This window comes from Nonomuraea insulae, from assembly GCF_042656245.1.
The window spans coordinates 143661-155367 of sequence record NZ_JBHSPA010000031.1; the positions used below are offsets into that span (position 1 = coordinate 143661).

The 11707-nt window shown below is 69.4% G+C and carries 9 protein-coding genes; 3 read left to right on the forward strand and 6 right to left on the reverse strand.

From position 1 onward, the window contains the following. Positions 1–16: 16 nt before the first annotated feature. The 6 genes from ACFPZ3_RS27940 to ACFPZ3_RS27965 form a co-directional block, all read right to left on the reverse strand. Positions 17–1366, reverse strand: coding sequence for a hypothetical protein (locus tag ACFPZ3_RS27940; RefSeq protein WP_379517210.1), 1350 nt, complete (start codon positions 1364–1366; stop codon positions 17–19). Between the two features lie 171 nt (positions 1367–1537). After that, positions 1538–2737 (reverse strand): hypothetical protein, encoded by a 1200-nt coding sequence (locus tag ACFPZ3_RS27945; protein WP_379517211.1) that lies wholly within the window; start codon positions 2735–2737, stop codon positions 1538–1540. A 5-nt stretch (positions 2738–2742) separates the two neighbouring features. Further along, a complete protein-coding gene (locus tag ACFPZ3_RS27950) occupies positions 2743–3969 on the reverse strand; it encodes an enolase C-terminal domain-like protein (protein WP_379517212.1) in 1227 nt (408 codons plus the stop codon). 25 nt (positions 3970–3994) lie between these two features. Further along, a complete protein-coding gene (locus tag ACFPZ3_RS27955) occupies positions 3995–5266 on the reverse strand; it encodes an ABC transporter substrate-binding protein (RefSeq protein ID WP_379517213.1) in 1272 nt (423 codons plus the stop codon). 41 nt (positions 5267–5307) lie between these two features. After that, positions 5308–6132 carry a carbohydrate ABC transporter permease gene (locus tag ACFPZ3_RS27960; RefSeq protein WP_379517214.1) on the reverse strand — a complete coding sequence of 275 codons (825 nt, stop codon included), beginning with the start codon at positions 6130–6132 and terminating at the stop codon, positions 5308–5310. Next, positions 6132–7085 carry a carbohydrate ABC transporter permease gene (locus ACFPZ3_RS27965; RefSeq protein WP_379517215.1) on the reverse strand — a complete coding sequence of 318 codons (954 nt, stop codon included), beginning with the start codon at positions 7083–7085 and terminating at the stop codon, positions 6132–6134. Before ACFPZ3_RS27965 ends, ACFPZ3_RS27960 begins: the two co-directional genes overlap by 1 nt. 257 nt (positions 7086–7342) lie before the next feature. On the opposite strand from ACFPZ3_RS27965, the gene ACFPZ3_RS27970 reads away from it, so the two are divergent. The 3 genes from ACFPZ3_RS27970 to ACFPZ3_RS27980 all read left to right on the forward strand — a co-directional run bounded on the left by ACFPZ3_RS27970 (position 7343) and on the right by ACFPZ3_RS27980 (position 11648). Then, positions 7343–8386: a LacI family DNA-binding transcriptional regulator gene (locus tag ACFPZ3_RS27970; protein WP_379517216.1), complete on the forward strand. Its 1044-nt coding sequence runs from the start codon at positions 7343–7345 to the stop codon at positions 8384–8386. A gap of 96 nt (positions 8387–8482) precedes the next feature. Continuing rightward, positions 8483–10126, forward strand: a complete 1644-nt coding sequence (locus tag ACFPZ3_RS27975) for a glycosyl hydrolase family 28 protein (RefSeq protein ID WP_379517217.1) — start codon at positions 8483–8485, stop codon at positions 10124–10126. A 112-nt stretch (positions 10127–10238) separates the two neighbouring features. Then, positions 10239–11648, forward strand: a complete 1410-nt coding sequence (locus ACFPZ3_RS27980) for an arabinose isomerase (protein WP_379517218.1) — start codon at positions 10239–10241, stop codon at positions 11646–11648. Positions 11649–11707 lie beyond the last annotated feature (59 nt).

The following is an 11707-nucleotide window of genomic DNA, read 5'->3' on the forward strand; positions in this document are numbered from 1 at the left end:
GACAAAAGCCGGGGCGCTACTTGTCGTACTCGTAGGCCCCCGCGTCGACCGCGCCGTCGCTGCCGTCGATCGCCCGCCCGGTCACGTCGTCGTCGCTGAACTTCGTGATCCCGAGGTCGATGGCCGGGCTGCCGGCGCGCAGGCTCAGCGGGTTGGCCGTGTTCGCGAGGTTGAACAGCGGGTCGGCCTCGACGTTGTTCGCCCCGCCCATCTGATGCTGCCCGTCGGTGAAGAACACGTTGTGGTGGCTGTCGGTGACGTTCGGGCCGTAGGCGGTCTTGACCACGGCCTGGACGATGTTCTGCGACATCGACAGGTGGGCGTTGGTGCAGCCCGCGTCGCAGACGACGCCCTGGGACTCGGCGTTGGTCAGGTGCACGCTGTTGTTGCGGAAGGTGGTGGCCAGGACGGGCCCGTTCGGGTCGGGGTCCTCGCCGGGCTCCTGCGGGCCGCGCGTGATCAAGGCCGTCCGCGTCTCGGAGCCGTCGATCACGTTGTACTCGAAGAGGTTGCCCGAGGTGCCGTCGGGGTCGGCGGGAGTGCCGTCCTCGTTGGTCTCCTTGCTGGTGCCGAGTTCGGTGAAGGTGTCGTTGTCCACCGCGATGTTGTGGTGGACACGGTTGTTGGAGCCGAGGAAGATCTCCACGGCCGCCCCGTCCATGCCGTAGTCGTAGCTGAACGCGATCGAGCCGCGGATGTCGTTCCAGGCGATGTTGGAGTCGTCGCCCTGGACCAGGATGGCGAACGCACCGGAGTCGTCGTTCGGGTTGTCCTCGGTGAGCTTGCTCATGTGGTTGTTGTCGACGAAATCGTTCGCGGTCACCGCGCTGTCGGCCGCCTTGGGCGCGATGTAGACCCCGGCCGCGGCGCCGGTGATGTAGTTGCGCTCGATGACGTTGTCGTTGCCGGTCACCTTGATGCCGGCCCATTCACAGCGGCCGACGTCCTGCGCCCGGCCGATCTGCAGGTTGTAGACCTCGATGTGGGAGCCGTCCAGGCTCACGCACGCCTCGGTGTGCCCGGCGACCACCGGCCTGGCGGTGCTCGTACCGTAGGAGTCCACGACGATCGGGGCCGCGGCACTGCCTGACTCGGTGATCGCGAGCTGCTGCCCCTGCCAGGCGCTGCCCCGGCGGAGCAGCAGTTTGGAGCCCGCGGCCAGGGTCGCCGACGAGGCCTTGGTGAGGGTCTTCCACGCGGTGGCCTCCGTGGTGCCGGCCCTCGCGTCGTTGCCGTTGACGGAGTCCACGTAGTAGACGGAGGCGGCCGCGTGCGCGGTGCCTGTGGTGAGAAGGGTGACGAGGGGTGTGGCGGTGAGCACGAGCGCTGACGCCGCCGTGCCGATACGCAGGTTCCAGCCAGACATTCAGCCTCCAGAACGGCCGGGCTTCGTCACGCGACAAAGATCATTCCCGGCTTGCGGCTGATACCTTAACCCCCTTTTGGTCGGAAATCCTGACTTTTCATGACTCGAGTTTCGGGGCGGAATGGGACCACGTTCCCCACCGCGTGGAGATGCGGCCGGAGCGGTGGTGCGTCATTCCTTCTCCGCCCTTCTCACCACCTCCAACGTGCTCCCTAGCTCAGGGCCGGGCACGTAGTGGCCGAAGGTGTCGTTGGCGAAGAAGGAGACGCCCGCCACGGACGTGGCGTGCGCCGCCAGCACCTCCCGCTGGTAGAGATAGGTGCGCCGGTCGTCGAGGTAGGTGCGGTACCAGTACCACGGGTCGACGAAGTCCAGGCCCAGCAGTGTGCGCGGCCCCTCCAGCGCCGCCTTGCTGAGCAGGTTGGGCACGATCTCAGTCCGCTCCACCAGCACCGCGAAGGTGCTGACCAGGATGGCGTCAAGGCTGCGGTACGCGGCGTCGGTCATGCCCCACGCGGAGCGCTCGACCTCGGCCCGCCAGTACGTGTCCATCCAGTAGACCAGCCGCTCCCCCATCGCCTCGCGCAGCCGCAGGAAGAACCGCTCGATCCCGGCCATCCGCTCAGAGGTGAGCGGTGGCGCGTTGTCCGGGTGCCAGAATCCGATCAGGCCGAACTGGTTGCCGAGCATGACGCCGTCCAGTCCGAAGTCGCGGGTGAAGGCGGCGGTCTGGGCGGCGACGAAGTCCCCGGCGGGCAGCCCGGACGGGATGCCGCCCGGATGAGCGGCGTAGGGCCGCGGGTCGGCCGACAGCGGGGCGGTCACGTCGATGACGCCCGGCACCATGTGGCCGCCCGCGTCGGCGGCGCTGCCGGCCACCTCCGGGTGCAGCACGGTCTTCCACCGGCTGCGGCAGAACTCGGGCCCCGGCTCCAGGTACTCCAGCAGGTTCACCCGCAGCCCGCGTCGCTCCGCCTCGGCCCGTACGGCCGCGTAGATCCCGGCCAGCACCTCGTAGTCCATCGGCTGCTCCGACAGCGTGAACATGGGCCCCGCCGAGTACGGGTTCGCCGACCGCTCACCGCCGTCACGCACCCGCGCCAGCCAGTCGAGGTTGTGCGCGCGCGTCATGGCGACCGGCCCGCCGGGACCGAGCGCGAAGCAGTTGTAGCGGGCCCAGTCGAAGCGCTCCTTCCAGCCGTCGGGGCCGCGATAGTTCAGGATGTGGTCGCCGTTGCCCGCGCAGAACACCACCGAGACCGGCCGGTCGGCCAGCCAGTCCGCGTGGTGGTCGAAGAACGCGGCCACGCCGGGGCCCGGCTCGCGCAGGTCGTCGAAGATCTTGGGCGTGATCCACAGGCACGCTTCCATGGCGCTCACCAGCGCGGGAGCGACGGGTCGAAGCCCGGCTGGAATCGGCGCAGATAGCCGGCGTCGTCGCGGACCTGCCGTCCCGAGCGCACGTACGCCTCGTGCAGCCGGGCCAGCGCGTCGTGGTCGAGCCGCACGCCCAGCCCCGGCCCGTCCGGCACCGGCACGGCGCCTTCGGCGAACCGCAGCGCGCCGGGGAGCACCACGTCGTCGGCGGCGTTCCACGGGTAGTGCGTGTCACAGGCGTAGGTGAGGGTGGGGATGGTGGCGGCCACGTGGGTCATGGCCGCCAGGCTGATACCCAGGTGGGAGTTGGAGTGCATGGACAGTCCCAGGCCGAAGGTGTCGCAGACGGTGGCCAGGTGCTGGGTGCGGCGCAGCCCGCCCCAGTAGTGGTGGTCGGACAGCACCACCTGAACCGCGCCCCGCTCCACCACCGGCGCGATCGTCTCCAGCGACGTCGTGCACATGTTGCTGGCCAGCGGCATCGGTGCGGTGGCCGCGACCGCGGCCATGTCGTCCATGCCGAGCACCGGGTCCTCCAGGTACTCCAGCGTGCCGTCCAGCTCCTTGGCCACCCGCCGGGCGGTCTCCGCGGTCCAGGCGCCGTTGGGGTCGAGCCGCAGCGGTACGCCGGGCAGCGCCGCGCGCAGCGCCATGATCGCGGCGATCTCCTCGTCCGGCTCGAAGACGCCGCCTTTGAGCTTGACCGAGCGGAAGCCGTACCGGTCGATCATCCGGCGCGCCTGCTCCACCAGCCCCTCAGGGGTGGTGGCCGGGCCCCACTCGTCCTCGTCCGCGCCGGGGTGGGCGGCCCACTTGTAGAACAGGTACGCGGCGTACGGCACCGCGGGCCGCACCGCGCCGCCGAGCAGCTCGGCGACCGGCACGCCGGCCAGGTGACCCTGCGCGTCCAGGCAGGCCACCTCGATCGCCGAGAACGTGGCGCGCCGCGCGATCGGATCGGCGACGCCGGCCAGCGTCCGCTCGACCGCCCGCTCGATGCGGTTGATCGCGTGCACGCTGTGGCCGATGACGTGCTCGCGCACCGCGGCGAGCCGGTCCAGTTGCCCGCGGTCGCCCGGGCACTCGCCCAGCCCGACGATGCCGCCGTCCACGTGCAGTTGCAGGACGCAACGCAGCGCGAGGGGCTCGTGCAGGCCGGTGGAGTTCAGCAGCGGCGGGTCGCGGAAGGCGACGGGCGTGATGACCAGGTCGCGGATCCTCGTCATGGTTTCCTTCGGTCGGAGGTGGTGGTCACTTGGTGGCGGCGAACGCCTTGTCCATGCGGGAGAGCACGGTGGGCACGTCCACCGTCCCGTTGAACAGCTCCTGGATCGAGGTCAGGTGCTCCTGCTGGACCTTCGCGTTGGGCCAGGATTGGTCCGGGTAGAGCGTGGAGCGGCCGGCCGCGACCGCGTCGAGCACCGGCTGCTGGAGCGCGTCGGCCTTGAAGGACGGGCTCCTCAGCGCGGGGCTGCTGCCGGAGGCGGTGGCGTACAACGCCTGGCCCTCGGGCGAGGCGAGGAACTCCATGAACTTCCTGGCCAGCGCCGGGTTCCTGGCCTTGGCGTTGACGCCGTAGACGATGCCCACCGACACCGGCACGTACGTGTCATCGGCGCTGCCGGTGGCGGGGAACGGCGTCATCGAGAACGTGGTGCCCTTGGGCGCGTACTCGAGCGCGGACTGCACCGCCGACAACACGTGGACGACGCCGAGCGCCTTGCCCTGGCCGAACATCTGCATCTGCTCGTCGTAGCCGACGCCGTTGGGGCTGTCGTTGAAGCAGCCCTTGTCCCGCATCTCCACGTACTTCTCCAGCGCCTGCTTCCACGCTGAGCCGCCGAAGGTGGCCTCGCCGTCCCGCTGCCGCTGGGCGAAGTCCCGGGCGGGGCCGTAGACGAGCGAGGCGGTCAGCGCGTACGGCACGAGCTGCGTCACCCAGGCCGACTTCAGGCCGAGCGCGAACGGCACGACGCCCTTGGCCTTGGCGTCCTTGCAGAACGTGAGCACCTCCGGCCAGGTCGCCGGCTTGCTCAGCCCGCTCGCCCGCAGCGCCCGGTCGTTCCAGACCGCGCCGATCGCGCCGATCGTCACCGGGACGGCGACCACCTTGCCCGCCGGGTCGCTGGTGACGGCCTTGAGGTCAGCGCTCAGGCCGCTCGCCCAGCCCTCCCCCGACAGGTCCATCAGCATGCCGTCCCTGCTCAGGTCGCGCACGGCCATCGAGTTGCCGCCGCCCGGCCACATGCGGAACACGTCGGGCGCCGTCCCCGACGCGAGCTGGGTGCGGAGCTGCTGCTGGTACGACGCGTCGTCCTCGGTGTAGATCGTCTTCACCGTGACGCCGGGATTGGCCTTCTGGAACGCCGCCACCGCGGCCTTGGCCGGGCCCTGGCCCGCGGCGGCCAGGGTCAGCACCTTGTCCGAGGCGGCGGCGGTCGTGGAGCCGCCGCCCGAGGTGGAGCAGGCGGCCGCGGCGACGGCGAGACAGCACACGGACGCGAACGTTGTGCCAAATTTCATGACAGACTCCAGGGTCGGAACGCAGGGGGGATGGCGGAGCTCTAGCCTTTGAGCCCGCCGGCGAAGCCCTTGATGATGTGCCGCTGCAGCGCGAAGTAGACGACCAGGATCGGGATGACGCTGATCACCAGGCCGGCGAAGATGAGCGGCCACTGGGAGACGTACTGGCTGACGAAGCCGTAGATGGCCACCGGGGCCGTGGTGTTGTCGCTGCCGCCCAGGTAGAGCAGCGGCGTGAAGAACTCGTTCCAGATGCCGACCGCGTTGAGGATCACCACGGTGCCGGTGACGGGGCGCAGCAGCGGGAACACGACGGTGACGAACGAGCGCAGCGGCCCGCACCCGTCGAGCAGCGCGGCCTCCTCGTAGTCGAGCGGCAGCTCACGCAGGAACATCGTGTACAGGAAGACCGAGAACGGTATCTGCTGCCCGACGTTGATCAGGATCACCGCCCAGAGGGAGCCGAGCAGGTCGAAGTCGCGCATGGTGGCGTACAACGGGAGCAGCGCGAGCTGACCGGGGACGAGCAGGCCGCCGATGACGAAGGAGAAGGTGTACCGCGACCAGCCGCGGGTCACGCGAGCCAGCGGGTAGGCGGCCATCGCCGCGAAGACGATGATCAGGACGACGCTGACGGTCGTGATCAGGAAGCTGTTGGCCAGCGCCGCGCCGAGGCTTGCCTGGTCCCAGGCCGCGGCGTAGTTGTCGAAGGTCGGCGGGAACGCGAAGGCCAGCGCGCCGGTCTGACTGTCCTGAGGCTTGAGCGACACGTTGAGCAGGCCTAGGAGCGGCACGAGGAACACCAGCGCGAGCAGGATCAGGCTCACTTCGCGAAGCAGCGTCCGCCAGGTGTATCGCGCGTGCATCAGGAGACCTTCCTCTGCGTCAGGCGGAACTGGACGGCGGCCAGGACCGCGATGACCACGGTCATGACAACGGCCAGCGCGATCGAGAACGGGAAGTCGCCGAGCGAGAAGGCGCTCTTGTAGATCGCCGTCGAGATCGTCTCGGTCGCGGTGCCAGGCCCACCGCCGGTCATGGCCATGACCTGGTCGAACTGCTTGAGCCCGCCGATCAGGCAGAGCATCACGTTGATCACGACCGCACCGTTGAGCAGCGGCAGCACAACCCGGCGGAACTTGCTCCAGGCCCCGGCCCCGTCGATCGTCGCCGCCTCCAGCACCTCGGCGGGGATCGCCTGCAGCCCCGCCAGGTAGATCACCATGGAGTAGCCGGCGAACTGCCAGACGATCTCCAGGACGATCGCGTACAGCGCGGTGTCCGGATCGCCGAGCCAGTCGTGCGCCAGCCCGCTCAGCCCCACGGCTCGCAGCGCCTCGTTGATCGCGCCGTTGGGCGAGAGCAGGAAGCTCCACACGTACCCGGCCACCAGCGGTGTCAGCACCACCGGCGCAAAGAAGATCACCCGGAGCACGTAGCGGCTCCTGACCATGCTGTTCACGCCCAGGGCCAGCAGCAGGCCGACGACGTTCTGCGCCACCATGGCCATGGCCGCCAGGACCAGGGTGTTGACCAGCGCGTCCCGCGCGGTGCGGTCGGAGAAGACGGAGGCGTAGTTGTCCAGGCCGACCACTGACCAGTCGGGGCGCAGGCCGTTCCAGTCGGTGAAGGAGAACACCGCGCCCCGGGCGCTGGGCACGACGACGATGAAGAGGTAGATCGAGATCGCCGGCACGACGAACCACCATGGTGCGCGGACACCGATCTTGCGGCGGGACCCGCCCGCATCGTCGCGAAACGGCCGGGTGGCGGATTTACGCACGTCAGGCGGTGTCGTCGTGGCATGCGGCACAGCCACGTGTGACTCCTCTCGCAGGCGCCGTGTCGCGTCCGTCAGTGCGCAGATGTGTCCTGCCGGACGTGAGGAGGCGGGGGTGATCGCGGCCGTCATCAGGCCATTGCTTCAAGCTCGTGAATCGATTCACGGCGTTTCGGGCAGATTACGCATGCCCTCGGAGCATGTCAATGGCGTTATGGCGCTGGGTGACCGGTTTCGTGAATCCATTCACCCATGCGCTAGGCTGACCGGCGCCGACGTACGCAGTGAGGAGCACGATGACCTCTGGACCCGCGCAGAAGAAGGCCGACGCTTCCGCCGCCACGGTCGGCGATGTCGCGGCGCGCGCCGGGGTCTCTCGGGCGACCGTTTCCTACACCTTCACCCAGCCGAACCGGGTCTCCCCGGACCTGCGTGAGCGGGTCCTCGCCGCGGCCGGCGAGCTCGGCTACGTCGGCAACGACGCGGCGCGGCGGCTGCGGGTCGGCCACAGTCTCGCGCTCGGACTGCTGGTCTCCAACATGAGCAACCCCGTCTACGCGGAGCTCGCCGCGGGCGCGGAGGCGGAGGCCGCCGCGCACGGCCGCTTCATCCTCGTCGCCAACAGCGACGAGAGCCCCACACGCGAGCGCGCCTACCTCAACTTCTTCGAGTCCCAGCAGGTGAGCGGCATCCTCGCCGCCCCCGTCGGCGACGTGCCCGCGGAGCTGCTCGGGCTGCGGGAGCGCGGCACGCCGTTCGTCCTCGTCGGCGTCGCGCCAGGCCCGCACAGCTACCCGGCGATCTCGGGCGACAACGAGCGGGGCGGTCATCTCGCCGCCTCACACCTGCTCGCTCAGGGGCGGCGGCGCCTGATCTTCGTCGGCGGCGCGCACCCCCACGTCGACCTGCGGCTGGCCGGGGTCAAGCGGGCGGTCGCGGAGTCTCAGGAGCCGGCGGCGCTGGAGATCATCCGCATTCAGGTGCAGACCGCGAAGGTCGGCGAGGCGGTCGCGCGTACGCTGCTCCGGCGCTCGGCGACCGGCTTCCCCGACGGCATCGTCGCGGGCAACGACCTGCTCGCACTGGGTCTCCTGCACGGGCTGATCGTCAGCGGGATCCGGGTGCCCGAAGATCTCTCGCTGGTCGGTTACGACGACATAGAGTTCGCCGACTTCGCGATCGTGCCGCTCACGACCATCCGCCACCCATCCGCGGCCCTGGGGGCCGGCGCGGTCCGGATCTTGCTCGGCTTGGAGAGCGAGCGGGACATGGAGGGGCGTTTCGAGCCGGAGCTCGTGGTCCGCGCGACCTCCCTTCCCATCGCGGGAGATAACGCGTAACAGGCTGTTGACACGGCCGCAATGCCGTCACTACGCTCCCGCCCAGGCTGTGAATCGATTCACGATCATGAAATCGTGGTTCCCGGAGGCACGCTCATGAGGTCGAACCTGCGATCCCCCCGCCCGTCTCCCGTCTCCCGCCTGCTCGCGATCGGCTCCGCCATCGTCGGCATGGTGGCCGTCCTCGTCGCACCACAGGCCGCCGAAGCCGCGGCCGCCGACACCTCCATCTACCCGGTGCAGTCGATCTACCCCTTGTCGACCGACTACCGGCTGACCGTCAACGGCCGCGGCGTGCCGGTGCAGAAGTACGCGGGCTACAACGGCTACCAGAGCTACGACATCGCCCAGTTCGCGATGGGCGACGGCGACGCCACCCTGGCGGTCACGAAGAGCAACAACACGAACATCGGCGCGTACAGCATCAGCCCGCGCAAGCTCGGTATCGCCGGCTCCGTCAGCGGCCCCACCCTGACCTTCACCGTGCACGACAACGCGTACCTGATCGTCAAGGTCGACGGCCGGCCCGACCTCGTCATCGCGATCGACCCGGGGGAGAACAATCGGCCCCCGTCCAGCGGCGCGGGGATCTTCAACGTCCGCAACGCCCCGTACTCCGTGCAGCCGGGCAGCGGCTACGCCACCACCGCGTTCCAGCAGGCGCTGAACGACGCCGCCGCCTGGGGCTCGGCCAACGGCCGGCAGGGCGTCGTCTATGTGCCGCCCGGCGTCTACGCCGTCGGCAACCTCTACCTGCGCAGCGACCTCGCGCTCTACCTGGAGCAAGGCGCCGTGCTGCGGTACACCGGCGAGCGGGCCAACTACACCACGCACTGGCACAAGGACTCCCAGAACCGCGACGTCACCTGGTTCATATCGACCCGTTACTCGTCGGACAACATCTCGATCTACGGACGTGGGGTCATCGACGGCAACGGGGCGGCGGCGCTGCAGCCGGGCAATCTCGCCGTCAACCTGCTCACGCCCATCTACACCGACGGGTTCACCCTGGATGGTGTCACCTTCCGCGAGTCGAGCAGCTGGGCCATCATGCCGGCTCGCTCGTCGAACATGATCTTCCGCAATCTGAAGATCTTCAACCGCTTCGGCATGGGCGAGAACGACGGCATCGACGTCATGGAGTCGTCGAACGTGACCGTCAGCAACGCGATAGGCATCGGCCATGACGATCCGTTCAGCACCAAGACCTGGGACGACACCGTGGACCTGTTCCGCGAGGTGCCCGGCGACCCCAGGCCGCTCTCCGGGGTGAGCTTCGAAGACCTCATGTCGTGGACGTTCTGCTACGGGCTCAAGGTCGGCCAGGGCGTCATCCAGAACCAGGACAGCGTGACGTTCCGCCGCGCGGTCGTCTACGACGCCGCCGTCGGCATGGGCGTCCACCACAAGTACGGCTCAGCCACGGCTTCCCGGATACGTTTCGAGGATGTCGACGTGGAACGGCTGAGCTACAGCAACGACGGCAACCGCACCTGGCTGGTCCTGTGGACCGGCGACACCCACGGCGTCGGCCCGGTCCGCGGGGTCACCGTGACCAACGCGCGGATCCGCGACGCCGGCACCACGCCGGGCCGGATCAACGGCAAGCCCGGCGCCCCGATCACCGGCGTCACGCTGGATCGGGTGTACATGCCCGGCGGTTCGGCCCCGGCCACGTCACTCGGCCAGATGAACATCACCAACCTCTCCGACTACGGCCCCGTGACCATCACAGGCTGACCATCGAGGGCTCCACGTCCCTTCGTGACGGTCCTGGGGGTCCTGCGCGATACTGACGGTCCCGGCAGCACCTCGTGAGTAAAACGTTTTCGTACGGCTTCCGACTCTGGATGTGATCATCATCAGCACCAAGAAGGTACGCGTCGGCCTCGTCGCCGGCGGGCTCGGCGCGTACTGGCCCCAGTTCCCCGACCTGCTCCCCCAGCTCCAGCGCTCGGCCGGGCGGGTCTCCCAGCGCATGCGGGAGCTCGACGCGGAGATCGTCGACGTCGGGTTCATCTCCGACGCCCAGGAGGGCGCGGCGGCGGCCGAGAAGCTGCGGGCCGCCGGTTGTGACCTCATCGTCGGGTTCCTCACCACGTACATGACGGCCACCATGCTCGTGCCGATCGCGCAGCGCAGCGGCGCCCCGGTGCTGCTCATCAACCTGCAGCCGACCGAGTCGATGGAGCACGCCACCTTCGACACCGGCCAGTGGCTGGCCTACTGCGGCGCCTGCCCGCTGCCCGAGATGGCCAACACCTTCCAGCGGGTCGGCATCCCCTTCCGCTCGGTCTCGGGATATCTGGAGGACGAGCGCGCCTGGACGAAGATCGCGGGCTGGGTGCGCGCCGCCGCCGCCCGCGCCGCCCTGCGCCACGGCCGCCACGGCCTCATGGGCCACCTCTACCCCGGCATGCTGGACGTCTCCACCGACCTCACCCTCGTCTCCGCCAACTTCGGCGGGCACGTCGAGGTGCTGGAATTCGACGACCTGCGCGTACGCGTGGAGCAGGTCACCGACGCCGAGGCCACCGCCAAGCGCGCCGAGACCGAGAAGATCTTCGAGCTGGCCGATACCGTCAACGACGCCGACCTGGACTGGGCCTGCCGCGTCTCGGCCGGCCTGGACCGCCTGGTCGAGGACTTCGAGCTGGACAGCCTCGCCTACTACCACCGCGGCCTGGACGGCGAGCAGCACGAACGGCTCGGCGCCGGCATGATCCTCGGCGCGTCCCTGCTCACCGCCCGCGGCGTCCCGGCCGCCGGCGAGTACGAGCTCCGCACCAGCCTCGCCATGCTGATCATGGACCGGCTGGGGGCCGGTGGCTCGTTCACGGAGCTGCAGGCGCTGGACTTCCACCGGGCTCACGTCGAGATGGGCCACGACGGCCCCGCCCACCTGGCCATCAGCTCCCGCCGCCCGCTCCTGCGCGGCCTGGGCGTCTACCACGGCAAGCGCGGCTGGGGCGTCTCGGTGGAGTTCGACGTCAAGCATGGGCCGGTCACGGCGTTCGGCCTCATCCAACGCAGGGACGGTCGTTTCGCCTTCGTCGCCTCGGAGGGCGAGACGGTGGACGGGCCCCATCTGCGGATCGGCAACACCACGTCGCGCGTCGACTTCGGCCGCGACCCGGGCGAGTGGACCGATGAGTGGAGCGCGACCGGAATCTCCCACCACTGGGCTCTCGGGGTGGGCCACCGCGCCGCTGAGCTCAAGTCGCTGGCCCACCTGCTCGAACTCGACTTCGTCAAGGTCTAGCAACAGGCGTGCCCGGCCGTGGTGGAAACGGGATGGGGCAGCGCTGCCAGAGGGTGGAT

Coding starts and splice junctions, on each gene's coding strand:
- ACFPZ3_RS27940 (WP_379517210.1), bottom strand. CDS start 1,366: ATGTCTGGCTGGAACCTGCGTATCGGCACGGCGGCGTCAGCGCTCGTG.
- ACFPZ3_RS27945 (WP_379517211.1), bottom strand. CDS start 2,737: ATGGAAGCGTGCCTGTGGATCACGCCCAAGATCTTCGACGACCTGCGC.
- ACFPZ3_RS27950 (WP_379517212.1), bottom strand. CDS start 3,969: ATGACGAGGATCCGCGACCTGGTCATCACGCCCGTCGCCTTCCGCGAC.
- ACFPZ3_RS27955 (WP_379517213.1), bottom strand. CDS start 5,266: ATGAAATTTGGCACAACGTTCGCGTCCGTGTGCTGTCTCGCCGTCGCC.
- ACFPZ3_RS27960 (WP_379517214.1), bottom strand. CDS start 6,132: ATGCACGCGCGATACACCTGGCGGACGCTGCTTCGCGAAGTGAGCCTG.
- ACFPZ3_RS27970 (WP_379517216.1), top strand. CDS start 7,343: ATGACCTCTGGACCCGCGCAGAAGAAGGCCGACGCTTCCGCCGCCACG.
- ACFPZ3_RS27975 (WP_379517217.1), top strand. CDS start 8,483: ATGAGGTCGAACCTGCGATCCCCCCGCCCGTCTCCCGTCTCCCGCCTG.